Genomic DNA, 25,189 nt, shown 5'->3' with positions numbered 1-25,189 from the left:
CACGGCGCGATCTGACGCGGCGCATCGGGAACGCGGGTCTTTTTTGCGAACGAAGACCTAAAAAGCTCCTATCCGCGCACGCGGGCCAGTCCTTCGATTACGTCGCGAGCGGTTGCAACGACGCCGAAGACGCCGTCTTCCACCGTTACCATATGGATCGCCGCATCATGGGCATATGCGTCTGCGCTCGCACAAGCATCAGGTACCAGCAGGCACTGGAACTTGCGGTCCGCCGCTTCGCGAAGCGTAGTATGGACGCATACATCCGTGGTGATGCCGCAAAAAAGAAGATGCGAGATACCCTGTGACTTTAAAATGATTTCGAGATCCGTCTGGTAAAAGGCCCCATTGGCTGTTTTGTCGACCACGATATCGTCCGGTGCGGGCATCAGTTCCGGAAGGATTTCGTATCCGGGTCCGCCGCGCACCAGCGCAGTATTTTCAGGATCGGTCAGGTCGATGCCGGCACGCCGAGTTCGCCAATGATCATAGGGCGTAACATCGGCCAGGTCGGATCGATAACCTTGCCGCGTCCAGATAATGCGGCAGCCGGCATTGCGAACGGCAGCTACCATTTCTTTCACAACGGGAATGATCGAACGAAGTGGCGCCGGATCATAGCCTTTGCGCGCGAAATATCCGTCTTCATGAAGGAAATCCACCTGAAGGTCGATGACCAGCAAAGCCGTTTTCTTGGGGTCGAACTGCTCATCATAAGGGTAGTTGAAGGGCTGGGCGCGGATCATGGTCTGTCTCGATCTAGAATTTGAAGCCTACGCGCGCTTCGACGATGCGCGGCGGGCCGTAGTTTTCAATGTCGGCGAAGCCGGCAAAGTAAAAACGTTGCTGTTTGTAGGTGGTGTTGGTCAGGTTACGCCCGATCAACGCGACGTAGATGTCGTCGCCTGGCAGGTCATAGCGCAAATTGGCGTTGAGCAGCGCGTAACCCTTTTGCCTTTCACGGTCGATGTCCGCGAATTGAGGAAAATAGACCGCGCTTTGGTAGGTGACTTCACTGCGCAAGGTGATCTTGCCCGAATTGCCGAGTGTTGCGGCGTATTCGGCGCCGGCGGTGAAGCTCCATTTCGGCGACAGCGGAAGCGGCAGCCCGGTTAGTTCCGTCAAGGTGACAGGCGACACAAAGCCCTTGAGCTCGGAATTGAGATAGGCGGCATTCGCGTCGATCGTGAAACCGTCCGCGGGTCGCGCAACGAGCGAAGCCTCCGCGCCATAGATCGGCGCCTTTGCCGCATTGTTGACCTCGATGATGATGCCGTTTGGCGTAAACAGGACCGACCGCAGCTGCAGGTTGGTATAGTCGTAGTAAAAGCCAGCGAGCCCCAGTTCGAACTGACCATCCGCAAAGCTGTTCTTGCTTCCGATCTCATAGGCCCAGATCTTCTCCGGCTTATAGGTGTTGGCCGTCGTACCAAGGTTGACGCCGCCGCTCTTGAAGCCGCGAGTCACGCTCGCATAGAGTTTCCCGCCATCATACGGACGATACTCCACGAGCAGCTTTGGCGTGAAGGCATCGTCCTTGGTCGAACCCGATGTGTCGATGGGCTCCGGAAAAAAGAGCGGAGCCGCAAATGAACTCTCCGCGTCCTGCTTCTCGTGCGTGTATCGGGCACCGGCGAGAACCGAGAGCTTTTCACCGAGCGGAACTGTGATTTCCCCGAAGACGGCATAGCTTCTGCCACCGGTGCGCAAGCTTTGATCTGTGTAGAGGTAGGGGGTCGGATCCGGGTAGTCCGCATCGATCTCGATGCCTCGGCTGTTGGAGGTTTCGCGCGAATAATAGGCTCCTGCCGTCCAGTTCACCACGCCGGGCGTTCCACCGGAGAGCTGAAATTCCTGAGAGAAGAAATTATTGGTGGCGGTGGAATCGGTATAGCCGATGTGTCCGCCCGATCCGTCGACATCCGCGATATTGTCGGTGTCATAGTCGAGATGGCCGGTGATCGACTTGAGCGTCACGTCGCCAAGATCGAGGGTCAGCGTACCCGACAATAACAGACCTTCGCCAATGAAGCTGGGCAGGGTGTCAACGTTGATCCGGCGGGGCGACTCCCGCTGCGGAGGAAGGCTGGCGTAGACTGGCGAATCGGGGTTGTTGCTGCTGCCGAATCCCAACGTCCCCTTGTCCCGCGAATATTGCGCAGTCACGTCGGCCGTCAGCGTTTCCGTCAGGTCATAGCGACCGCGCAAGCGAAGGCCCATATAGTTGCGGTCATCAATTTCGCCGCCCAGCGCATTGAGATTACGCGTATAGCCATCGTCGTTCGCAAAGGCCGCACTGATGCGGACGCCCCCGCGCTCGTCAAAGGGAACGGTTACGCCGGCCTGCGCCGTCACAAGGTTATAAGACCCGTAGCCGACATAACCGTCTACACCAAACCTATCGCCGGGCGCTTTCGATAGCAGGTTGATGGCGCCTCCGGTGGCGTTTCGGCCGTAAAGCGTACCTTCCGGGCCCTTGAGTACTTCCACCCGGTCGATGTCGAACATTTCCGCGAGGGCAAATCGCAATTGCGGAATGTAAATTCCGTCGACATGGACAGCAACGGATGCGGACCCGGATGCGATGTTGGTCCCGACGCCGCGCAACGAAATTCGGGATGTCCCACCCGAAACCGCGATGTTCAGTCCCGGGCTGCGATATTGAAGGTCGGTCAACGAGTTCACGCCACTGTCTTTGAGCGCGGTTCCTGAAAAGACGTTGAGCGAAGCGGGAACATCGATCGCGCGCTCTTCGCGCTTTCGCGCTGTCACGATAATCTCGCCCGACAGTTGCTCGTCGGCATCGGCGCTTGAAGCTTGGGCGCTTGAAGCCTGGGCGAAGGAGGGGCTGGGCATCATCATCGTCGAAGCGAGGAGCGGCAGCGCCACTAAGGATTTGGTCCGGCGCGAAATCCCAGTCAGAGCGTCAGTGGCTTTGGTCACGTGGTTTTCCCCCATTTAGCGATAGTCAAAATCACAGGCGTGCTCGGTGAGGAGCTTCTCGCCTGCTCAAATTGTCTATCGAGGCCCACCAGGGGCCGATATGTCGTAAATATGACGGTCGGGGTGGGCGGCCGCATCCTGCGGCACTCCCCGGCGCCCTGCGCTGCGGCCTGCGACGGTTGATGACACTGATCGGAGGGCGACGGCCTTCCAGGCGGCGACCGTCATGTTCATGTCATGGATCATCCCCGATCGGCCCATTAGCATATTCGAAGCCGAAAACGGGGTGCGGCAAGCGCCCGAACAGAAACGGGGGCCATCGCCATGACCACAACGAAACGAAACCTCGTGCGGGGTGCAGGGACGTGTCCGGGACACGGCCTGCGAAGCATCAGCGGGCGGAACCGCAAGGTGGCGGCAGGCGCCTCGGCGAGCCGTCGAGTTTCTCGACTGCGTCGCGCAGCTCTGCTGCTTGGCTTTGCCATTAGCCTCGCGGTTGGCGGCACGGCAAGCGCTAGGGCCGATGTTGATCTTGCGATTATCGGTGGCCGGGTCATCGATCCCGAAACGGGATTGGATGCGATCCGCAACGTCGGAATCAGCGGCGGCAAGATTGTCGCCGTTACCACAGACGATATTCGCGCTCGCCGGCTAATCGATGCGCGCAACCTGGTCGTCTCGCCCGGCTTCATCGATCTTCACTCTCATGGGCAACAATTGCCGGCGGCGCGCATGCAGGCGTTTGACGGGGTGACCACCGCCCTCGAACTTGAACTCGGCATGCTGCCGATCGATCGCTATTATGCCGAGATGGCGCGCGAAGGGCGTCCCATTCACTATGGGGCGTCGGCGTCTTGGGCCGCGGCTCGGCAGGCCGTCATGGACCAATTGCCGCTCACGCCTTCCATCGAAGCGTTTCAGAAGGCAGCCCATTTTCCAAATTGGTCCAGCAAGATCGCATCGGACGCCCAGATCGAATCGATGGCATCGATATTGCGCACGGCTCTCGACAAGGGCGCGCTCGGCATCGGGTTCAATCTCGGCTATGCGCCACCCAGCGGTCGTAAGGAATATTATGAAATCAATCGTCTCGCCGCCAGCTACGACGTGCCGACATTTACCCATGTCCGCTTTATCAGCACCGAAGAGCCGCTGAGTTCGTTTGAAGCATTCGAAGAGATGGTGGCGGTCTCGGCCTCTACCGGCGCGCATATGCATGTGTCGCACCTCAACAGTACGACGCTCCGCGACATCCCGCGTGTCCTTCGCCTGATCGCCGATGCCCAGTCCCATCAAGTGCCGATCACGGTCGAATCCTATCCCTATCCGGCCGCGTCGACTGTTATCGGCGCCGCGATGTTCCGGGGTCCGAACTGGCAGGAACGCCTTGGCGGGGTGCGATACGAGGATTTCGAATATGAAGGCAGGGCGCTGGACGAGGCTTCGTTCAAAGCGCTGCAGGCAAAGGATCCGGGTGCGATCATCGTCTATAAATATCTTCGCACCGATAGTTCGCCTCAGGACCAAGCCATGCTCGATCAGGCGGTTCTGTTCCCTGGCAGTGCGATCGCATCGGACACGATGCCCTGGACAGTGGATGGAAAAATGCAATCGGGCGATCAATGGCCTCTGCCTGCCAATGCTTTTTCCCATCCGCGCAGCGCCGGGACCTTTTCGCGCTTCTTGCGCGAATATGTCCGGGAGCGTCGCCTCATCAGCTTGCCCGATGCGCTGCGACGCATAACGCTGGTGCCTGCGCAAATTCTCGAGAAAGCGGTTCCGCAAATGCGTTCCAAAGGCCGACTTCAGGTGGGGGCGGATGCCGACATCAGCGTCTTCGATCCCGAAGCAGTAACTGATCGTGCGACCTTCAGCACACCGTCGCAATCCTCTTCAGGGATGAGATGGGTCATTGTCTCGGGAACCCCGGTGATCGCAAAGGGGGTGCTCGACCGCAGCGCCTTTCCGGGACGCCCCATCCGCCGGCCCGAGTTGCCTGCCGCCGACTAGCCGCTGCGGTCGGCTGCCCCGGAATCCTGCTTGCCTCTCGCAGAGACCCACAGCCAATATATCGGGAGTCCGAGGAGAATAACGACAAGATTGGCGAGACTGGTGACCGGCATCTCGACAAAGGCATTGGCCAGCAAGGCACCGCTTGCAAGGACGAATATGACAGGCAGGAAGGGATACAAGGGCACTTTATAGGGTCGCGGCAGGTCGGGACGACTTATGCGTAGCTTGATGAGCCCGATGACGCACCAGCCGTAAAAAACCCACATGCCGAGCACGAACTGCGCAGCTAGCTCTTCGAACGTACGAACCCACACATAGGCCACCGCCAACAGGGCGGTGACGATGATGGCGACATGCGGCGTCTGGAATCGACGATGGACTGCGCCGACCTTTGAAAAGAAGAGCCTGTCTTCCGCCATCGCGAAGAGCACGCGCGGGTCACAGGTCCCGCCCGCAAGGAGCGCGCCGAATGTAGCGATGATGGCGGCAACGGCGATAATGGTACTGCCCCAGTCCCCCATTACGGCTCTTGCCGCGTCAGCGGCCACGAACGGGGAGGCCGCGATCGCGGGAACGGAAAGAGCGCTCAGGAAGGCGGCATTGATGAGCAAATAGGTGAGCATGACGAAAAGCGTGCCGCCGATCAGCCCAAGCGGAAGGTTGCGCTGCGGATTTTTGACTTCACCGGCCAGCGCAGCTGCTGCGGCAACGCCCTCGAATGGCCAGAGCACCGCAATGAGCGCGGCACCCCAGCCGCCCACGGTCGGGCTGAATCCCGGGTCGACCCCAGGCAAGGATACGCCTTGCGACGAAAGCAGGATTCCAGCCGAAAGACCAAGAAGGGCCAGGCCTTTTATGACCGTGAATAGCCAGTTGAACTGGCTGGAGAGCCGTATCGAAACGATGTTCACAAGGCTGACAAGCAGGATGGCGCCCGTTGCGAGCCATTTTGCGTAACCGGCGCCATGTGGATAGACGGCGGAAATATAGTCCGCGAAAATGAGTGAGACCGCCGCCCAATTAGCGGGGTTGATAAGGAAAAAGGTCCAACCGAACAGGAACGCGGACCGGTTGCCGAAAGCCTCCTGCAAATAAGAATAAAGTCCGCCCGAGCGCGGAAACATGGCGGCAAGTTCGGCGAGGCTGAGCGCGAGGCACATCGTGACCAGTCCGCCAGCGAGCCAGACCAAAAGGACGTTGCCAGGGGTTCCGACCAGTCCGGCGATTTCCGAAGGCGAACGGAATATTCCGCTGCCGATCACAATTCCGATTGTTATCGCGCCCAGCGACCAACCACTCAGGCGGCGAGGAAGATTGGAAAATTCCTGGGTCAAAGCTCGCCTCTTGGCCGGAAAAGGCCGAGGCTAGGCCCGCGCGCGGGGGGGCGAAATATCAAAGATAGCACAGAAGGGCGGTGAGATCGCCTAACCGTCCAGCGTCAGGCTTCGCAGGAACAGGTCGAACAATTGGGCGGCTGAATGAACATCCAGCTTGAAATAAATATTGCGCTTGTGATTTGCGACCGTGCCGCCGTCGATGCCGAGGACACGGGCGAGCGACTTGGTCGAATGCCCCTTGAGCATAAGCTCGACGGTGTCCACCTCCCGAGGGGTCAAGACGCCACCGTTCAGCCCTTCGATCTGCGTGCGAAGATCGAATAATGGGGCGCCCGATGCGGGCGCCTGAAGCGTCTGACGCTGCCAGTTTTGCTGCGCTTCGACGAAGGCGCAGACGAGCGGCGTCAAATCTTGGAGAATCTGCATCTCCGCCTTGTTGAACAGATTGTCCTTACCTTCGCGCTCGATGAAGATGTGGATCGATGTGTCCGGCGATGCCCGGACGACGTAGCGCACCTCGTCGACGACGCTCGTGTCATGGTAGAAGTGTTTGAAATATTCTGACTTTAGAAACGCCTCTGGCATGATGTCCTGCATCCGGAACAGACCGGTTGCACCTTCCACGGTCAGCCGATGAAACGGGTCGAGCGCATAAAGGCCATTTATATAATCGCTCATCCGGTTCTGAAGCCATGGCAAGCCGAGATTGGTTTGAGTGAGGACGGGGGGCGCGCTGTCTCGAAAAACATAAACGATGAAATTCTGGAACGGGATAAACGTCGCGAGCTCCGCGCAAAGCTCTTCGAACGCATTACTCTCTTGAACGGCCCGTTGCAGCCCGGGCGGCAGGGCGGGGCAGGTGGTTTGGTCGGCGCGTTGCTGCTGGCATTAGTCGCCTTGCCCGCCCGCGCCGAAGCCGATTTCAGCATCGAGCGAACAGAGCAATGGTCGATGACCTCTCGGAAAGGTGACGTCTATTCGGTCTCCATCGCCCTCCCGCAAACCCCGGCGCCAGCCACAGGATATCGGGTCATCTATGCACTCGATCCCCAGTGGTCCTTTGCGACGCTTGTCGAAACGGCGCGGCTTCAAGAAGACTTGCTCGGTCCCACCGTGATCGTGGGGATCGGATATCCGCAGTTCAGCAACGACCGCCGGATATTTGACATGACGATCCCGGCGGATCGTGCAACCTTGCCGAACAACCGTTTCGATCCGCCCTATGGCGCGATTGGCGGAGCCGACGCGTTCCTGACCTTCATCGAAACCATGGTCAAACCAGCGGTTGCGAAGCGCGTTCCGATCAACGGGTCGCAGCAAACCCTGGCGGGGCATTCGCTCGGCGGATTGCTGGTCCTGCACGCCTTGTTCACCCGCCCGGATTCATTCCAGACCTATGCCGCGGGCAGTCCGAGCATCTGGTGGGGGGACCGCGCCATAAACCGGGAATTGCAGGCTTTTGCACAACGCGACTTACCTGCTCCCCGACGCTTGCTGATCACTGTAGGAGGGCTCGAGCAAAAATCATCTCCCGCGCAGGACACACTGGCGGCATCCTCGGTAGCGGCAGAAGATCGCGCCGCCGTGGTGAAGATGAGCCGCTGTATCACGCGCGAGATGGCGCAGGTCGATCATGCTCGCTGGCTTGCGCAAAGATTACGCGACGCGGGGCCGCCGCAACTTGAGGTCCAGTACGTAGAATTTGACGATGAGGACCATCTCTCTGTGGTGCCATCCTTCCTTGCCCGCGCTGTGCGCTTTGCAAGTTCGGGGGTGCTTGAACAAGCCAGGTCTCGTGGCCTGCGCTCCTCCAATTCTGCGCCGCCGTCGACGGACCTGCTGGCCTGTACCCGTCCTTTCCAATCGACGCCCGCCAAAAAATAGAGGTCACCCAGAATGCGAATTCTCACCTTCATGACACGTGCGGTCGCCGCATTGCCGACCAGTCCGAACTTTCACGCCTGGTCCCGACCCAACCCGACACATGAGTTTGTCATCCGGGGTGGCCTGATCATTCATGGCAGCGGGCAGCGCCATTTACCGGCGGCCTCGCCATTCATCCGTCAACTCACATTTAGGCTTTTTCAGATTTTCGAGAGGAATTCGGCATGAAGATGGTTTTAGGAACGACGCTGGCGGTGCTTTTGAGCTGCGCGACAGTCAGCAACGCGCAGACGAATCCGCCAGCGGGCGATGCCGCCGTTGCCTTGCTCACGAATGAACTCGAACGCATCGCGAAGGAGTCTCAAGGCGTTGTCGGCGTCGCTGCCTGGCGTCTCGATGGAGAGGGGCCGGTAATCGGAATGGCGCTTGATGAGCCATTCCCCATGGCAAGCACGTTCAAGGTCGCCGTTGCAGGCAAGATATTTGCCGATGTGGATGCCGGCCGGTTGCGCCTCGATCAGATGATCCTTCTTGAAGAGGATATGCGCGTGCCGTCCCCCATCGTCGCCGATCACCTGATACATCCCGGGGTCAGCCTCTCGCTCCTCAACTGGCTCGAACTCATGCTCACAGTCAGCGACAATACGGCGACCGATGTCATGGTGAAAATCGCGGGCGGGGCGCCTGCTGTCACGGCCTGGTTGCGGGAAAATGACATCACGGGCGTCCGCGTAGACGAGGACACAGCGGCATCGCTTCAGCGGTTTCTGAAACTGCCGCGCGGCCCCTTCAACGCGGTCTACAAGGCGGCCGTCGATGCCGGCCAGGTTCCGGACGGCAGTCACACACCGCACCCGCATTATTACAATGCACCTCAGAACACGGCGACGCCCCGCGGCATGGCGACGCTTCTTACCGGCCTCTTCTCGGGAAAGTTCCTGAGTTCGGAAAGTACGGAAATCCTAACTGGTATAATGGAACGGACAACCACCGGCGTCGCCCGCATCCGGGGTCGCATGCCCGCGGGAACGGTCGTGGCCGACAAGACGGGAACGCTCGGCGGTTCGGTCAATGATGTGGGCGTCGTCACGCTGCCGGACGACGCCGGGCAGATCGTCATCGTGGCTTTCATCAAAAAGGGGCCTTTGGGGGAAGAAGGCGGCGAGCCAGTCATCGCCGACATGTCCCGGTCGATTCGCGACTATTTCCTGTTCAACAGCCCTTTCCTGGATCGATAAGGAGCCAGTCATGTCGACCGACAGGCTGACGATGAGTATCGCCGTTGAAGATCTGAAATTAAACAAACCGTTTCGTATTTCAGGGCATCTGTTCACAAGTACCCCGGTCGCCGTCGTGACATTAAGCGACGGTGACAATGCGGGGCGCGGTGAGGCAACCGGCGTCTATTATCTTGACGACAATCTCGACACGATGATTGCCGCGCTCCAAGACGTGCGGGGTGACATTGAAGCGGGAATCGGTCGCGCTGGCCTGCAAGATCGCTTGCCCGCCGGCGGCGCGCGAAATGCCCTCGACTGCGCATATTGGGAACTCGAGGCTCGCCAGACCCGACGCGCAGTCTGGGATCTTGCTGGTATTGGCGAGCCACGCCCCCTCCTGACAGCCTTCACGCTTGGTGCCGAAGCGCCCGATCTGATGGCGAATGCCGCGGCTGATTATTCGATCGCCCGCGCGCTTAAGCTCAAACTGACGGGCGACCTCGCGGTGGACAGTGAACGCGTAAGGGCGGTCAGTCGAGCCCGCCCCGATTGTTGGCTAGGGGTGGACGCCAATCAAGGCTATGATGTGAAGGCGCTCGCGAAACTCCTTCCCGTTCTGGAGGCCGCAGGCGTTTCGCTCCTTGAGCAGCCATTACCACGGGGTGCCGAGGCTGATCTCGACGGCTTTAAGTGCTCCATTCCCCTTGCCGCAGATGAGAGCGCACTGACACGCGCCGATCTTTCCGGGCTCGTCGGGCGGTTCGATGTCGTCAATATCAAGCTCGACAAGAGCGGCGGCCTGACCGAGGCGCTTGCGATGGCGGAGACCGCCCGCCAACTCGGCCTGGACGTGATGGTCGGAAACATGACTGGATCGAGCCTCGCGATGGCGCCAGCCTTCATTCTCGGTCAGCTGTGCGACATCGTCGATCTCGATGGGCCGACATTTCTCGCTCAGGATCGCGAGCTTAGCATCGAATATCGGGACGGAACCGTTTGGTGCCCCGAAACTGTCTGGGGCTGGTGTATCGGCGCCGCCTAACCCGGCCCCTTCCGACAAACGCTATTTGCCGAGCGCGAAACCAACATCTTTGACAAAGGGATTCTCATGACCACCACTGTCGTTCTGCCACAGCCCTATCTGCTGTTTCTGGGTGACGAAACCGAACCCGGCTATGCAAAGACAGCCTTTGGCCTTCGCGATTGGGCGCCCGAGAAATGCATCGGCGAATATGTGACCTCGGACGATGCAGTTGCGACCGGGTTACCCCGCATCAGCCTCGCTGAAGCCGCCGAGCGAGGTGCCCGCTCGCTCGTGATTGGGGTGGCGAATCGCGGCGGGCTCATTTCCGCCGCCTGGATTCCTACTCTGTTAGAAGCCATCACCGTCGGGCTCGACCTGGTGAATGGACTTCATGCGAGGCTTGGCGATATTCCCGAACTGGTCGAAGCGGCAGCCCGCCACGGGCGCAGGCTCATCGACATCCGCACACCCCCTGCAAATATTCCCGTGGCAACAGGCGCGAAACGGACGGGCAAACGCCTCCTCACCGTCGGCACGGATTGTCATCTCGGGAAAAAATATACCGCGATGGCGCTGACCGCTGCGTTTGTTGCCCGTGGCAAGAGCACGGATTTTCGCGCGACCGGACAGACCGGCATTATGATTGCGGGCGGCGGCATGCCGATGGACGCGGTGGTCTCAGATTTCGAAGCGGGCGCCGCCGAAATCCTTTCGCCCGCCGCTGCGGAGGATCATTGGGATGTCATCGAAGGGCAAGGATCGCTGTTCCATCCTGGCTATGCGCCTGTTTCGCTAGGGCTTCTCCACGGAAGCCAACCTGACGTGCTGGTCGTGTGTCATGAGCCCGGCCGCACCAGAATGCTGGGCACCGCAGGCTTCCCCGTCGCAACGGTTGAAGACGCCCTCGACCTGAACCTTCGCCATGCATCGCTCACCAACAAGGCAGTGCGATGTGCAGGCGTCTCGTTCAATACCTCCCGCCTGTCCGCAGAAGATGCGGTTGCGCTGATGGAGCGTGAAAGCGCGCGGCTGGGAATGCCTGTTGCCGATCCGATGCGGGGTGGGGAGCAATTTGATCGCCTGGTCGACGCGTGCTTGGCCTGATGCGCTGAATTGGACCGCAAACACTAAAGGCTCTGGACAGGCGAATGCTTCCCGACTTCGCCCTGAGGGCCCCGATCATTTGAGGCGGCTACGGATTTGTCAAACCGGCGCTGGAAGTCCATCCATATGACAGACAGCTAATCATGGCTGCCGCTCCAAGAACAATGACAGGTTGGAAAATTAGCCTATCTGCTCGCGAACAAACTTCGTTCGTGCGGCAACTGATATCCGAGGGAGCGTGACCAGCGTGTAACCTAGCTCCGAATAGACATCGATCATCACATTATAGGTCGCTTCAGCTTCTGCCGGACTCTGTTTGCGTTCGGCGTCCTCCTGAAAGATGGCTGGCCAAGGCGGAGCGATGAAGACCTTGCTTGCATAGCGCCGCTGCTCGGCTGCCCGAATCGCGGTAGTGGGCACGGGCAGCCCGCACAGCCGCAGATAGCCGATTACGTCAGGAATGCCGCGATCAAAGATGACGGGGCCGTCCGCGCTCGCGGCCTCACGGTAGGAACGCATTTCCCATGCTAGCATCAATGCCGCAAAGGCTTTTCGATCATCCCAAGGCAAAGCGGTGCCCCCAATGTCCGTTTGATCCTGGATGATCGCCCTGCCAGCCTCTGGCATGGTTCGGATTCCCTCGGCGGCCAGGGCATTGATCAGACTGGTTTTGCCCGAACCCGGACCGCCCGTGAGGACGTGAAGATGGTCAGTCATTTTCTGTGTCCTTCGTGGGCGTCACGTTCCACGATCTGCGCGGGACCGCCGTGACCCGACTGGCGCTGGCGGAGTGTAGCGAAGCGGAGAGTGCGACGATCACCGGGCACAGCCTTAAGGATGTCGGCGCGATACTCGACGCGCACTATCTGAAACGCGATTCCGGGCTGGCGGCAAGCGCCATTCGGAAGCTCGAAAATAGGGTTAAAGCTCCCAACTGACCGCCCAACTGAGGATGGCGCGTCTGACTGGAAACCGGAAAAACGCCAATAAAAATAATGGTGGATGCACTAGGGCTCGAACCTAGGACCCGCTGATTAAGAGTCAGCTGCTCTACCAACTGAGCTATGCATCCACTGGGGCCGCGAAAGGGGCCGCCGTCCGGAGGTGGTACATCCGGGAAGCGGCGCATGTAGGGGCGTGTGCGACGCTTGTAAAGGCTTAGAAGCGCCCCGGCCCGTCGCGCAGGCGTACCCGGTCCTTCTGATGATGGATGGAGATCAGGATTCCCATCAGCAGAAGCGCCGTCAGCATGGCGCTGCCGCCATAGCTCATCAGCGGCAGGGGGATGCCCACCACCGGCGCGAAGCCCATGACCATGGCAAGGTTGATGAAGACATAGAAGAACAGCGTCACGGTCAGCCCCATCGCAGCCAGGCGGGAAAACACCGCCTTCGCTGTCAGTGCCGTATGGGCGCCCCAGCTAAGAATGATCGCATAGCAGAACAGCACAAAGAATCCGCCGATCAGGCCCCATTCCTCTGCCATCGTCGCAAAGATGAAATCGGTGTGCTGCTCTGGCAGATATTGCAGATGGCTCTGTGTGCCCGACAGGAAACCCTTGCCGCCGACGCCGCCTGATCCGATGGCAATCTTGGACTGCGTGATGTGATAGCCTGCGCCAAGAGGATCCGCTTCCGGGTCCAGGAATATCAGCACGCGCCGCTGCTGATATTCCTTCAGCAGGAACTTTACGGCGAGCGGGACGCCGACGATGGCCGCGGCACCGGCGGTCAGAAACAGCCACAGGCGCGCGCCCGCCAGAAAGACGATCGTCGCCCCGCCCAAGATTATGGTCAGCGCCGTGCCGAGGTCGGGCTGCAACATGACAAGCGCTGCAGGAAACGCGATAACGATGGCGGGCAGGACAAGACTGCTTAGCGCCGCCGTCCTTACCCGTGGCAGAGTGTGGAAATAGCGCGCCAGGGCCAGCACTACGGCGATCTTCATCAGTTCGGACGGCTGCAGATTGATGATGCCCAGATTCAGCCAACGTTGCGAACCGCCGCCCAACTGGCCGACCGCCTCGACCCCCACCAGCATGACGAAGCATGCGCCGTAGAAGGGATAGGCCCATTTCAGCCAGAAGGTGACGTCGAACTGGCTCAGCACCAGCATCATCACGAACAGTGCGGCAAAACGTATGCCCTGGTTCGTCATCCACGGCGCAGTCGATCCACCCGCCGCCGAATAAAGCACCAGCAGGCTGAACAGGCCGAGCGCCAATATGGCCCCCATAGGCAGCCAGGGCAGGCGGCCTATGCGATCAGGTAGGGCGAGGGTCGCCACGCGCGGCCTCCGTTTCAGGGGAGGGAACAAGCTCGGCGGAAATGCGGTCGCGGTTCCAGCCTTCCTCCAGCCGCGTCAGCGACTGCATCGCCTTGTCCTTGTCATACAGGAACGTCATCACATCCTTCGCGACAGGCGCCGCCGCCACCGACCCGCCACCGCCATGTTCGATGGTGACGCTGATCGCATAGCGCGGCTCTTCGACCGGCGCGAACGCCACGAACAGGCCGTGGTCCCGGTATTTCCAGGGGATCGAACCGCCCCGGTTTTTCGCGAGGGCGCGCACCTGCGCCGTACCGGTCTTTCCTCCCATGCGCACATTTTCCAGTGGCAGGCGCGATCGACCGGCTGTGCCGGCGGGTCCGTTGACGCATAGATCCATGGCATGCCGGACGGCGGCCATATGTTCCGGGTCGATGTCCACCGCTTCTCTGGTTTCGCCAACGCCGGCCAGTAGCGTCGGCATGATCTTCTTTCCGGATGCGACGCGCGACACCATTACGGCCAGTTGCAGCGGCGACAGGGCATTATAACCTTGGCCGATGGATGAATTCAGCGTCTCGCCCACCAGCCAGTCCTGATCGTAGCGCTCCTGCTTCCAGGCCGGGTCGGGCAGGATACCGCCCTTCTGGTTCGGCAATTGCAACGTGTCATAGGTCTGGCCCAGGCCCAGCTTGGCGCCCATGCTGTGGATAGCGTCGATGCCGATTTGCCGTCCGCGCGTGTAATAATAGACGTTGCAGCTTTGGTAGATGGATTTGTCCAGGTCGACATAGCCATGGCCGCCGCGACGCCAGCAGGCGAACCGGTGCCGACCCAGCTGATAGCCGCCATTGCAGATCACCCGGTCCAGCGGGTCGACGCCATTGGCCAGCGCCGCCAGTGCCGTGACCGGCTTGAAGGTGGATCCCGGCGGATAAAGCCCCTGAATGCTCTTGTTGATCAGGGGGTTCATCTCGTCCCCGGTCAGGGCGTCCCATTCCTTGTAACTGATGCCGTCGGACAGGGCATTGGGGTCGAATGCGGGCATGGACACCATCGTCAGCACCTCGCCCGTCATCGTATCGAGAACAACGACGGAACCCGATTCCGGTCCGATCCGCCGGGCCGCAAAAACCTGCAAATCGCGGTCGATGGACAGGCGGATATTCTCGCCCGGCGTGTCGGGGCGTGTATCGAGTTCGCGAATGATACGTCCGCGCGCATTGACCTCCACGCGCCGGGCACCGCGTTCACCGCGCAGCCGTTCGTCCATTGTGCGTTCGACGCCGTCCTTGCCCACCTTGAAGGCAGGGTGCAGGAACAGCGGGTCTTTATCCGCCTCCAGATATTGTTCGCGGGTCGGGGCGGCGACATAGCCCATCAGATGGCCGACGGCCTCGCCATCTGGATAATAGCGGCTGAACCCGCGCACCGGCTGCACACCGTCCAGTTCGGGCAGGCGGACATTGATGGCGGTATAGGCCTCCCAATCGACGTTCCCCGCCACCTGTATGGGCAGATAGCCAGGGCGCGTTCCCGCCTCCTCCTCGATCCGTTTGATTTCCTCCGGCGTCAGTACGATCAGTTCTTGCAACTGCCGCAGAGTGGCCGCGATATCGGGCACCTGTTCAGGGATCAGTTCCAGCGTATATTCCGGCTGGTTGATGGCCAGCGGCTGCCCGGTCCTGTCGGTCAGCCAGCCGCGGCGGGGGGAAATCAGGCGGACCGCAACCCGATTATCCTCGGCCAGCGTCGCGTATTTTTCCCCCTCGAAGACGCTCAGATAGACCATCCGCCCGCCGATCAGAGCGCCCGCGGCCGCCTGCAAACCGCCCACGAACAGCGCGCGGCGCGTAAATGTGCGGTCTCTTTCGACGTCCGATTTCATTCCTTGACCTTGTCGACAAAGCGGCGCTGCGTCCTGACGAAAATTGACGCGACCAGCGGAAAGGCCGCCAGCGTGGCAAGGCCCTGCGTTATGAAGGGCAGGGCGGGGGCATCCACCTCGCCCACCAGCAGGCACAGCCTCCATAAGATAAGCTGATATCCCAAAATGAAAGGGACCGATACCAGCCAGTCGGCCAACCAGTGCACGCGCGCCGTTCGCTGATCCATCCATATGATGGCCAACATGAACAGGGGCAGAAGCACGGCATTCACGCCCAGCGGCATTGCAAAGACCACATCCGCGACGATACCCAGCGGCATGGCCGCCCAGACCGGCAATTGATTGGGCCGGTACAGCGCATACAAAAAAACGAGCGCCAGGCCCAGGTTTGGCCAGGCCGGCCAGGGCGTGAACAGCGGCGCGGTGGACAGGCAAAGTCCCACGAACACGATGATGGGGGCGATGAACGCACGCAGGCTGCTGGCGACGATGGTGCCGCGTTCCCGGTTGGACAGCGATCCCCATGGTCGGTGGCTTACATAGCCCCGGTCCTTGATGGGTGGCTTCATGGGGCGGACGGCGAAGCCTGCGGCAGCGCCTGCTCCGGCGCATTGTCATCGTCGACAGGCGGCGACGGGGTCAACTCGCTGATATAGGGTCGGTCCACGATCACCATTTGGGCCAGGGATGGGATGGCTGCGGGACGGGCGCGGGGCATTTCTCCCCCCGTGGCGACGATGGTGCCCACGGGGATGCCAGGGGCGAACAGGCCGCCGTCACCCGACGTCACCAGCCGGTCGCCGATCGCCACCTGGTTGGACGTTGGCCCGGTCAGGTCGACATCCATTGTCGGTCGGTTGGTCCCGATGACGAGGGCGGGCAGGCCTGTCCTGACAACGCGGACCGGAATACGGCTGGCAGGATCGGTGATCAGCATGATGCGGGAGGAGGAGCGCCCGACCTCCAGCGTACGACCGATCAGGCCGACGTCGCTTCTGACCGGCTGGCCTGCATCGACGCCATTACGAGACCCGCCGGAAATCAGGGCCTGCGCGGCATAGGCGCCTCCTGCCGCGCCAGAAACGGCAAACACGCCTACCTGCTCGGGTGCCGGATCGACGACGTCCAGCAGGCGCTTCATCTCGCGGTTTTCGCGCAGCGCGTTTTCGTATTTCAGACGCTCTTGCCGGTACAGCGCCTCGCGCCGTTCCAGCACTTTTACGCGACGGGCAGCGTCCATATAGGCGCTGGCATTGTTCCAGATCCCGGCCACCGTTTCCACCGGCACCTGCACGACCCGCCAGACGGGCGCGACCATGTCTGCGCCGATGCCGCGCAGCCCTTCGGACCGGTCCGGCGCGAACCGGCTCATGATCAGCAGGCCCAGCGCCATCCCGATGACCAGCAGCAGAAAGCTGCGTCCCAGGAAGGCAAGAGTCCGCTGTCGCCGCGTCGTGCCGCTTCGTACCTTTCGGGGCGGCCAGGCCACAGTCGCTTGTCTCCCTGTTCGCGGCGATTACTGCGTGGTCAGCACGCCTCGATAGACATCTTCTTCCAGCGCACGGCCGGTGCCGATGGCAACGCAGGTCAGGGGGTCGTCGGCGACCGTGACGGGCAGGCCGGTTGCGTCGCGGATCACCTCGTCCAATTGCCCCAGCAGCGCGCCGCCGCCGGTCATGACGATACCCTGGTCGACGATGTCAGCGGCAAGTTCCGGCGCCGTATTTTCCAGCGCCTGACGCACGCCTTCGACGATCTGGCTGACCGGTTCCGACAATGCTTCGGCGATCTGCGCCTGGTTGATGGTGATTTCCTTTGGCACGCCGTTCATCAGGTCGCGGCCCTTGATGTCCAGCGTTTCGCCGACTCCGTCGCGCGGCGGCTTTGCGGTGCCGATGGTTTCCTTGATCCGCTCTGCCGTCGTCTCGCCGATCAACAAATTATGATTGCGCCGCACATAGGACACGATGGAATCGTCCATCTTGTCGCCGCCGGTCCTGACACTCGTCGTATAGGCAAGCCCACGCAGCGACAGGACGGCGACTTCGGTCGTGCCGCCGCCAATATCCACCACCATGGACCCGATCGGTTCCGTTACCGGCATGCCGGCACCGATCGCAGCGGCCATCGGTTCGTCGATCAGATAGACAGAGCTTGCGCCCGCATTGTTTGCCGCGTCGCGAATGGCGCGTCGCTCGACGCTGGTGGAGCCCGACGGCACGCAGATGACGATTTCGGGGTTGGAGAAAAATTTCCGTTTCTGCACCTTCTGGATGAAATATTTGATCATCTGCTCGGCGACGTCGATATCTGCGATGACGCCGTCGCGCAGCGGTCGGATCGCCTCGATCGTGCCGGGGGTCTTGCCCATCATCATCTTCGCCTGGCTGCCGACCGCCTTCACGCTCTTGCGGCCGTCGATCATCTCGATGGCAACCACGGACGGTTCGTTCAGCACGATCCCCTCACCGCGCACATAGACGAGCGTGTTCGCCGTGCCGAGGTCGATGGCCATGTCTTGGCTCAGAAAAGAAAGAAATCGGCTGAACATGATGGAATCAAACTTTCGTTGCGAAAACGCATTGTTTCGGGATCGCATATCCTTAACGCAGCAACTTCCGCTTTGCGAGGAAGAGTTCGCGTCGGCAAGACGTCATATCCTTCCCGTCGCATCCCGCTCGCGACCATGTCATGAGGGGGTTAAAAGAGTATATACCAAGGCCCGATTGTCATGCCCGCCAAGAAACGCGTCGACCTCCTGATGACCGAGCGCGCCCTCGTGGAAAGCCGCTCGCGGGCGCAGGCGCTCATCATGGCGGGGCTCGTTTTTTCGGGCGAGCGCCGCATCGCGAAGGCCGGCGATGTGCTGGCCGCGGATGCGCCGCTGGAGGTTCGCGGAAAGGATCACCCGTGGGTTTCTCGCGGTGGGTTGAAGCTGGAACACGGGCTTCGACACTTTGGTATCGACCCGGCGGGCATGGTCGCCCTCGATGTCGGCAGTTCGACCGGAGGCTTCACAGACGTGTTGCTGACCCACGGCGCGCGGCGTGTCTATGCCGTCGATTCCGGTACCAACCAGCTCGCCTGGAAATTGCGCCAGGACGAGCGCGTCCTGGTGCACGAGCAGACCAATGCGCGTCACCTGACACCCGACCAGATCCCCGAAGCCATCGATATCATTGTCTGCGATGCCAGCTTCATCGGGCTTGCAAAGGTGCTGGAAACTCCGCTCGGTTTCGCTGCCCCCGGCGCCTTTCTGGTCGCGCTTATCAAACCGCAGTTCGAGGCTGGACCCGCCCATGTCGAAAAGGGCGGCGTCGTCCGCGATCCCGCAATCCACGAGCGCGTCTGCTCGGATGTGCGTGAATGGCTGGCCACCACTATGGGCTGGACCGTCCTCGGCATCACGCAAAGCCCGATCACCGGCCCGGCAGGCAATATAGAGTTTCTGATAGGCGCCCGCCTGGACGCCGCAGACGGACTTAAACTTCGAATGTTCGGCAGTGAATGCCGGACGTAGGAAATGCCCGGTGCCGACCACAGCCCGACTCGAGCCCAATCACCGACAGCCAAACGCCGCGAACCAGGGCAATCTCGCCAGCTTCGCGGCGTTAGAGCCGGCCATGGCGTGTCTGCATCAGGCCAACGCCTCCCGCCTTGCCCTATTCGTCCATCTCTTATAGAGCGCGGCGCTTCCTATTCACATGCGGACGTGGCGGAATTGGTAGACGCGCCTGGTTTAGGTCCAGGTATCGAAAGATGTGGGGGTTCGAGTCCCTTCGTCCGCACCACTCGCCCGCTGCTCGCGACAGCTCAGAATAACAGAAGGCCGACATATACCCATGCGTATCGAAGAAACGAAGAACGAGGGCCTCGCCCGCGCCTACACCGTCACCATTCCGTCGGCGGACATGGATGCCCGTGTCGATGCGCAACTGACGCAGGTTTCGAAGACGATTCGCATGCCCGGCTTCCGCCCCGGCAAGGTGCCGACCAATCTGGTGCGCAAGATGCACGGAGAGGCGCTGTATGGCGAAGCCCTGCAAAAGGCCGTTCAGGAGGGCGTGCAGAAGGTCATGTCCGAAAAGGAACTGCGCCCGGCAAGCCAGCCTTCGGTCGACCTGAAATCCGGTGAGGCGGGCAAGGATGTCGAATTCGGCATGGAGCTGGAAGTCCTGCCTTCCGTCGATGTCGGTGACATGGAACCGATCAAGCTCGAAAAGCTCGTCGTAGAGGCGGGCGAGGACGAAATGCAGGAGGCGCTGCAGCGCTTTGCCGAGCAGCAAAAATCCTTTGAGGCAGCGCCCAAGAGCTACAAGGCCGCAACGGGCGATGTCGTCGCCATGGACTTTGTCGGCACGGTCGACGGGGAACCTTTCGAGGGCGGCACCGGCGAAGACATGACTGTGGAGATTGGCTCCGGCCGTCTCATTCCCGGTTTCGAGGATCAGCTTGTCGGCGTGAAGGCAAATGATTCGAAAGCCGTGAAGGTCACTTTCCCCGAAGATTACAACGTCGCCTACCTCAAGGGTCGCGATGCCGAATTCGCCGTCACGGTGAACGAGGTTCGCAAGCCGAAGGAAGCCAAGGTCGACGACGAAATGGCAAAGAATCTGGGCCTCGAAGGCTTGGATCAGTTGAAGGAACTGCTCGGCGGTCAGCTGAATCAGGAACTGCAGAACCTCACCCGCACGCACATGAAGCGCAAGCTTCTCGACACGCTGGCGTCGCGGTACGATTTCGACGTGCCCCCCAGCATGGTTGAGGCTGAATTCGACCAGATTTGGCAGCAGCTTGAGCACGAAGCGTCCCATGCCGACGACAAGGACGCGGCGATGAAGGAGCTGGAGGCGGAGAAGGACGATTATCGTCGTATTGCGGAACGCCGCGTGCGCCTCGGCCTGCTTCTGTCGGAAATCGGCCAGCAGCAGGGCGTGCAGGTTTCCCAGCAGGAAATGAACCAGCTGATCTTCCAGGAAGCGCAGAAATATCAGGGCCAGCAGGAAGAGGTCGTGAAATATTTCCGCGAAAATCCGATGGCCGCTGCCCAGCTGCGTGCGCCTCTCTTTGAGGACAAGGTCGTTGATTTCCTTCTTGAAAATGCGGAACTCGAAGAGCGCAAGGTCACACGCGAAGACCTGACCGCCGCAATTGAGGACGAGGACGAAACGCCGGAACCGAAGAAGGCGGCGCCGAAGAAAAAGGCCGCTGCAAAGAAAGCTCCGGCAAAGGACAGCGAAGCCGGAGAGAGCAAGGCGGCGGCAAAGAAGACTCCCGCGAAAAAGGACGAAGCCGAGGACAGCAAGCCCGCTGCAAAGAAGGCGGCAGCCAAGAAGACAGCTCCGGCCAAGAAGGCGGCCGAGCCTGCTGCGGATGCGGAAGCCCCCGCCAAAAAAGCACCGGCCAAGAAAGCCGCACCCAAGAAGGCCGCAGCCAAGACTGACGAAAAGGCCGACGCAAAGCCTGCCGCCAAAAAGCCGGCCGCGAAGAAGGCTGCTGAAAAGAAGTAGGAGCCAATCCCCCCGTTTCGTCACGAGACGGGGGGCGGCCGCCCTTGACTTGGGCGCGCGGTCATCCGACTTCTTGTGATACGCAGTTCCCGAACGAAAGACCCACTATGCAAGACCCGATGTCCGCTCTCGTCCCTATCGTCATCGAACAGTCGAACCGGGGCGAGCGCTCCTTTGACATTTATTCCCGCCTGCTCAGGGAACGCATCGTCTTCGTGACGGGGCAGGTCGAAGATCACATGGCGACGCTGATCACGGCGCAGCTGCTCTATCTTGAGAGCGAGAATCCCAAAAAAGACATCTACATGTACATCAACTCGCCGGGCGGCGTCGTCACCGCCGGCATGGCGATCCATGACACCATGCAATATATCCGTCCTCGCGTCGGGACGGTCTGCATGGGTCAGGCCGCGTCCATGGGCGCATTCCTGCTCGCCGCAGGCGAGCCCGGCATGCGTGTCGCGCTGAACAATGCGCGCATCATGATCCACCAGCCATCTGGCGGCATGCAGGGTCAGGCCACGGATATCGAGATCCACGCCAAGGAAATCCTTCGCATCCGGCATCGTATGAACGAGCTGATGGCGAAATATACCGGGCAGGACATCGGCACCATCGAGACCGCCGTTGAGCGCGACAAGTTCCTGTCGGCCAATGAGGCAAAGGAGTTCGGCATGGTCGACGAGGTGATGGAGAAGCGCCCCGTACCCGCCGAAGATGCCGACGAAAAAAGCTAAATTATTGTAAAGTAAAGGTTAACGCGCAGGGGCCGAATTAAGCTTCGGCCCCTGCGTACGAAACCAGGTCTGCTGGCGCTTGGCGTAGCGCCTCGTGTCCTGCTTCGCCTGATCCACTGCCTCGTCCAAGGCTACCTCGCCCCTCAGATAGGCGAGCAGGGGCGGCACGCCGATCGCCTTCATGACCGGCGCATCTGGCGATAGCTGCCGTTCCGCCAGAGCCCTGACTTCCTCCATCCCCCCTGCCTGCACCATCGCGTCGAACCGCGTATTGCAGCGCGCAAACAGGTCCGCCCTTGGCAAGTCGATCAGGTGGACCTCGGCCTCGACTTCGGCCCGAATGCCGCCCGCCGTTTCCTCCTGCCAGTCCGCGAGCGATCGACCGCTAGATCGCCGCACCTCCAGCGCCCGCGCCAGCCGTTGCGTATCGCTGGGCCGCAGCCGTCCCGCCATGATCGGATCTTCCCGTGCCAGCGCCGCTGCCAGATCGCCGGTAGACAGCGCGCGCACCTCGTCCCTTATGTCGGCGCGGATGTTGGGAACGGGCGCAATCCCGTCAAACAGAACCTTTAGGTATAGTCCGGTGCCGCCCACCAGAATGGGCAGGCACCCGGCAGCATGCGCCGCCGCGATCTCCTCCTTTGCCATATCCGCCCACTCCGCGGCCGACGCGGGCGAGGCGCCGTCCCTGGCACCATAAAGGCGGTGCGGGGCGGCAGCCTCCTCATGCGGAGAGGGGCGGGCCGACAGAATGCGCAGGTCGCGGTACAGTTGCGACGCGTCGGCATTGATGATGACGCCATTACGCGATCTCGCAAGCTCCAGCGCGCGCGCGGACTTGCCCGTGGCGGTCGGTCCTGCGATGACCGCCACCATCTGCTTATCGGAGGTCTTCATGTTCGTCGTCACTATCGTCGGCACCCCGGCACTATCGGTCCGCGACGCCGCGCTTGCCAGCGAAACCTGCGGCAGCGACGACCTGAATTGGATTCAGGAGGGGCGGGCCGTCGACCTGATCTGCCAGACGGACGAACCCCGCCACCTGCGCGACCGGTTGGAGGATGCCCTCCCGCACGCCGACATCTTCGTGCAGCGGCAGGATACCCGCGCCCACCGGCTGTTCGTTGCCGACATGGATTCGACCATGATCACCGTCGAGTGCATCGACGAACTGGCTGATTATGCTGGCCTGAAGGCGGAAGTCGCCGCCGTGACGGAGGCGGCGATGCGTGGCGAACTGGATTTCGAGGGCGCCCTCCGGGAACGGGTCGCGCTGCTGAAGGGCCTCGCCGAAAGCTCGATCACCGACTGTTTGAACATGCGTGTGAAGCACTCCTCGGGCGCTAAACAGCTGATCGCGGGCCTGAAGGCGGCCGGTATCCGCACCGTCCTCGTCTCGGGCGGCTTCACGGCCTTTGCCGAACCGGTGGGGCAGGCGCTCGGCTTCGACCGGGTTGTGGCAAATGTGCTGCAACGGCAGGATGGACAACTGACCGGACTGACGGAGGGGCCCATCGTCGATGCGGCGCGCAAGCTGGCCGTATTGGACGAGGAATGTTTTGCGCTCGGCATCACCCGTAACGAGGCAATCGCGATCGGGGACGGCGCCAATGATCTGCTGATGGTCGAGGCGGCCGGGCTCGGCATCGCGTACCACGCCAAGCCCGCGCTTGCGAAGGCGGCCGACGTACGGATTCGGAATGGCGACCTGTCGACGGTGCTCTATGCGGTGGGGCTGGGCGCCGGCGCACCTAATTAGGGTCCGGGCAACCTATTCGCGAGCGCGCACTGGGGCTGGTGGTGAAATCGTCATGTCATTGGCTGTGACAGCAAGCGCGAAGGCCGACGATTCCTCGGTCAATTCAAACGACAGCGATACGCCATTCAGGGCGTGACCGGCGACGGTGCCGGTAATGCCGCCAATGACCGGATGAACAAGGACGAGCGGACTGCCAAGCGTAGGGCGCGCCATGGTTTCGACGAAGGCGCCTGCGGCACTCAGCCTGCCGATGCGGCAGGGCCAGCGGGCTGCTTTCGTTGAGAGAATGCATATCGGGCGCGCGGATTTTTCGCTCACCCTGTCGTGCAGCCAAATCGGTTCAGCCACGCTTTTCCCCCGGATCCTGAATCTGATCGTTCGGCGCGGCTTAGGACGCCTGTCACAAATTTTTCGTTAAGCCACCGACACGATCATGGGCGTCTTTCAGACGATTGGCGCGACAAAGCAGGCCCGCCCGGCCGCCTCCAGCCGCCCGCACAGCGCGCGGGCTTCTGAACGATCTGCGAACTCGCCAATCTGCAGGCGGATCCCGCCATCGAATTGCAGGAATACAGGCTGCATGTCGCGTAGGATCTCGGGGTTTGCGGCCCGCATGGCCGCCCACGCCTCTCTCGCAAGGGGTTCTCGGCCATAGGCACCCAGTTGGACGCGGTAGCCACTGGCCCGTCGCACGGATGCAGTCGAGTTGGTTTCCGCGTCGATGGGGACGGCCTCGCGATTGGCAAGGACGCTGTCGCCGCGCGTGGTTGGCGGGGCGGGGGGCGTGTCGCCGCCAGTCTCCGCAACGGCCCGCTCCGCATTGCTGGCCTTTGGCTCCGCGCCGCCGCCATCGCTGCGGCCGGCCATCATGTCATCGGCGAGTTTGCGTCCCTGTTCCCGCACGGCGGGCGGCATATTCGCATCCATCTTGACGATCGCGCGCTCCGCCTGCGCCAGCCCCGAATTCCGCGCGACCAGCATATAGGCATAGGCGCGGGGCCAGTCCTTCTTCACCCCCTCGCCGTTGAACATCTTTATGCCCAGCATATAGTGCGCGTAGGGTTCCCCCGCGCGCTGCGCCTGCCGCCACAGGCGAATTGCCTCGTCATCTTGGCCCTTTCGCGCCAGAAAGATGCCCAGATAGGTGCGCGCCGGATTGTGACCCTTTTCGGCGGCGCGACGAAAGAAATCCTCGGCCTTTTCCAAGTCCTTAGGCAATCCGCGCCCCTGGCGGGAGGCGAGGCCTAGATTGAACAGCGCATTGGCGTCGCCCCGCGCTGCCGGGGGCAGCCAGGCCATCACGGCCTCCTTGTAGGCGCCTTGCTTCCATTTTTCGACGCCCTCCTTCGTCGACGCCGGTGCAGGCCCCGTGATGAACAGGGCGAGCAGGAACGTAGCGAGAAGGGAGGCGGTGATCCGCACGATATTCTTTCCGTGTTGATGGTGGTGCAAGACTACCTAACCGCCTTTCCTCCTGCGGGTCTATCCCGTCATCGCACGAT

The 25,189-nt window shown here is 61.2% G+C and carries 23 protein-coding genes and 2 tRNA genes; 11 read left to right on the top strand and 14 right to left on the bottom strand.

Annotated features, from left to right (window positions below; translation table 11 throughout):
- Positions 1-68: 68 nt before the first annotated feature.
- Positions 69-746 carry a cysteine hydrolase family protein gene (locus ACSMXM_RS06260; RefSeq protein ID WP_460314939.1) on the bottom strand — a complete coding sequence of 226 codons (678 nt, stop codon included), beginning with the start codon at positions 744-746 and terminating at the stop codon, positions 69-71.
- A 13-nt stretch (positions 747-759) separates the two neighbouring features.
- Complete coding sequence (locus tag ACSMXM_RS06255) at positions 760-2,943, bottom strand: TonB-dependent receptor (protein WP_460314937.1); 2,184 nt, start codon at positions 2,941-2,943, stop codon at positions 760-762.
- A gap of 324 nt (positions 2,944-3,267) precedes the next feature.
- Between ACSMXM_RS06255 and ACSMXM_RS06250 the strand changes: the two genes are divergently transcribed.
- Complete coding sequence (locus tag ACSMXM_RS06250) at positions 3,268-4,953, top strand: amidohydrolase family protein (RefSeq protein WP_460314935.1); 1,686 nt, start codon at positions 3,268-3,270, stop codon at positions 4,951-4,953.
- On the opposite strand, the gene ACSMXM_RS06245 is transcribed toward ACSMXM_RS06250, so the two are convergent.
- Complete coding sequence (locus tag ACSMXM_RS06245) at positions 4,950-6,290, bottom strand: APC family permease (RefSeq protein WP_460314933.1); 1,341 nt, start codon at positions 6,288-6,290, stop codon at positions 4,950-4,952. The genes ACSMXM_RS06250 and ACSMXM_RS06245 overlap by 4 nt on opposite strands.
- A gap of 90 nt (positions 6,291-6,380) precedes the next feature.
- Positions 6,381-6,971 carry a response regulator transcription factor gene (locus ACSMXM_RS06240; RefSeq protein ID WP_460314931.1) on the bottom strand — a complete coding sequence of 197 codons (591 nt, stop codon included), beginning with the start codon at positions 6,969-6,971 and terminating at the stop codon, positions 6,381-6,383.
- Here ACSMXM_RS06240 and ACSMXM_RS06235 point away from each other — a divergent pair.
- The 4 genes from ACSMXM_RS06235 to ACSMXM_RS06220 all read left to right on the top strand — a co-directional run bounded on the left by ACSMXM_RS06235 (position 6,927) and on the right by ACSMXM_RS06220 (position 11,525).
- Positions 6,927-8,177, top strand: coding sequence for an alpha/beta hydrolase (locus ACSMXM_RS06235; protein ID WP_460314929.1), 1,251 nt, complete (start codon positions 6,927-6,929; stop codon positions 8,175-8,177). The two genes, ACSMXM_RS06240 and ACSMXM_RS06235, sit on opposite strands and share 45 nt — an antisense overlap.
- Before the next feature lie 224 nt (positions 8,178-8,401).
- Complete coding sequence (locus ACSMXM_RS06230; protein WP_460314928.1) at positions 8,402-9,415, top strand: serine hydrolase; 1,014 nt, start codon at positions 8,402-8,404, stop codon at positions 9,413-9,415.
- A 10-nt stretch (positions 9,416-9,425) separates the two neighbouring features.
- The gene (locus tag ACSMXM_RS06225; RefSeq protein ID WP_460314926.1) at positions 9,426-10,439 is read left to right on the top strand and encodes a dipeptide epimerase; all 1,014 of its coding nucleotides are present in this window, start codon (positions 9,426-9,428) and stop codon (positions 10,437-10,439) included.
- A 66-nt stretch (positions 10,440-10,505) separates the two neighbouring features.
- Positions 10,506-11,525, top strand: coding sequence for a DUF1611 domain-containing protein (locus tag ACSMXM_RS06220; RefSeq protein ID WP_460314924.1), 1,020 nt, complete (start codon positions 10,506-10,508; stop codon positions 11,523-11,525).
- 180 nt (positions 11,526-11,705) lie between these two features.
- Here ACSMXM_RS06220 and ACSMXM_RS06215 read toward each other — a convergent pair whose 3' ends face one another.
- On the bottom strand, positions 11,706-12,242 hold the full coding sequence (locus tag ACSMXM_RS06215) for an AAA family ATPase (RefSeq protein ID WP_460314922.1): 537 nt from the start codon (positions 12,240-12,242) through the stop codon (positions 11,706-11,708).
- 5 nt (positions 12,243-12,247) lie between these two features.
- Here ACSMXM_RS06215 and ACSMXM_RS06210 point away from each other — a divergent pair, with 5 nt between their 5' ends.
- A complete protein-coding gene (locus ACSMXM_RS06210; RefSeq protein ID WP_460314920.1) occupies positions 12,248-12,463 on the top strand; it encodes a hypothetical protein in 216 nt (71 codons plus the stop codon).
- A 58-nt stretch (positions 12,464-12,521) separates the two neighbouring features.
- On the opposite strand, the gene ACSMXM_RS06205 is transcribed toward ACSMXM_RS06210, so the two are convergent.
- The 6 genes from ACSMXM_RS06205 to ACSMXM_RS06180 form a co-directional block, all read right to left on the bottom strand.
- Positions 12,522-12,597, bottom strand: a tRNA-Lys gene (locus tag ACSMXM_RS06205).
- 86 nt (positions 12,598-12,683) lie between these two features.
- Positions 12,684-13,760, bottom strand: coding sequence for a rod shape-determining protein RodA (gene rodA, locus ACSMXM_RS06200; RefSeq protein ID WP_460316363.1), 1,077 nt, complete (start codon positions 13,758-13,760; stop codon positions 12,684-12,686).
- Positions 13,761-13,788: 28 nt separating this feature from the next.
- Entirely contained in the window at positions 13,789-15,681 is a 1,893-nt protein-coding gene (gene mrdA, locus ACSMXM_RS06195) for a penicillin-binding protein 2 (RefSeq protein ID WP_460314918.1), read from the bottom strand.
- Complete coding sequence (locus ACSMXM_RS06190) at positions 15,678-16,250, bottom strand: rod shape-determining protein MreD (RefSeq protein ID WP_460314916.1); 573 nt, start codon at positions 16,248-16,250, stop codon at positions 15,678-15,680. Before ACSMXM_RS06190 ends, mrdA begins: the two co-directional genes overlap by 4 nt.
- Positions 16,247-17,170: a rod shape-determining protein MreC gene (locus ACSMXM_RS06185; protein ID WP_460314914.1), complete on the bottom strand. Its 924-nt coding sequence runs from the start codon at positions 17,168-17,170 to the stop codon at positions 16,247-16,249. The genes ACSMXM_RS06190 and ACSMXM_RS06185 overlap by 4 nt, the downstream gene beginning before the upstream one ends.
- Positions 17,171-17,197: 27 nt before the next feature.
- Positions 17,198-18,232, bottom strand: a complete 1,035-nt coding sequence (locus ACSMXM_RS06180) for a rod shape-determining protein (protein ID WP_460314913.1) — start codon at positions 18,230-18,232, stop codon at positions 17,198-17,200.
- 180 nt (positions 18,233-18,412) lie between these two features.
- On the opposite strand from ACSMXM_RS06180, the gene ACSMXM_RS06175 reads away from it, so the two are divergent.
- From ACSMXM_RS06175 to clpP, 4 genes are all read left to right on the top strand, one after another.
- Positions 18,413-19,201, top strand: a complete 789-nt coding sequence (locus tag ACSMXM_RS06175) for a TlyA family RNA methyltransferase (RefSeq protein WP_460314911.1) — start codon at positions 18,413-18,415, stop codon at positions 19,199-19,201.
- A 186-nt stretch (positions 19,202-19,387) separates the two neighbouring features.
- Positions 19,388-19,472, top strand: a tRNA-Leu gene (locus ACSMXM_RS06170).
- Between the two features lie 51 nt (positions 19,473-19,523).
- The gene (tig, locus tag ACSMXM_RS06165) at positions 19,524-21,191 is read left to right on the top strand and encodes a trigger factor (RefSeq protein WP_460314909.1); all 1,668 of its coding nucleotides are present in this window, start codon (positions 19,524-19,526) and stop codon (positions 21,189-21,191) included.
- A gap of 107 nt (positions 21,192-21,298) precedes the next feature.
- A complete protein-coding gene (clpP, locus tag ACSMXM_RS06160; RefSeq protein WP_460314907.1) occupies positions 21,299-21,928 on the top strand; it encodes an ATP-dependent Clp endopeptidase proteolytic subunit ClpP in 630 nt (209 codons plus the stop codon).
- An 18-nt stretch (positions 21,929-21,946) separates the two neighbouring features.
- Here the strand turns inward: clpP and miaA are convergent, their stop codons facing one another.
- Positions 21,947-22,825 carry a tRNA (adenosine(37)-N6)-dimethylallyltransferase MiaA gene (gene miaA / locus ACSMXM_RS06155; RefSeq protein WP_460314905.1) on the bottom strand — a complete coding sequence of 293 codons (879 nt, stop codon included), beginning with the start codon at positions 22,823-22,825 and terminating at the stop codon, positions 21,947-21,949.
- On the opposite strand from miaA, the gene serB reads away from it, so the two are divergent.
- On the top strand, positions 22,824-23,687 hold the full coding sequence (gene serB / locus ACSMXM_RS06150) for a phosphoserine phosphatase SerB (protein ID WP_460314903.1): 864 nt from the start codon (positions 22,824-22,826) through the stop codon (positions 23,685-23,687). The genes miaA and serB overlap by 2 nt on opposite strands.
- Positions 23,688-23,699: 12 nt before the next feature.
- On the opposite strand, the gene ACSMXM_RS06145 is transcribed toward serB, so the two are convergent.
- Positions 23,700-24,035 carry a hypothetical protein gene (locus ACSMXM_RS06145; protein WP_460314901.1) on the bottom strand — a complete coding sequence of 112 codons (336 nt, stop codon included), beginning with the start codon at positions 24,033-24,035 and terminating at the stop codon, positions 23,700-23,702.
- 96 nt (positions 24,036-24,131) lie between these two features.
- Complete coding sequence (locus tag ACSMXM_RS06140; RefSeq protein ID WP_460314899.1) at positions 24,132-25,109, bottom strand: SPOR domain-containing protein; 978 nt, start codon at positions 25,107-25,109, stop codon at positions 24,132-24,134.
- Positions 25,110-25,189 lie beyond the last annotated feature (80 nt).

Source organism: Pacificimonas sp. ICDLI1SI03 (assembly GCF_054740865.1).
The sequence above is the reverse complement of the archived record's forward strand: the minus strand, read 5'-3'. Positions and strand labels throughout refer to the sequence as shown.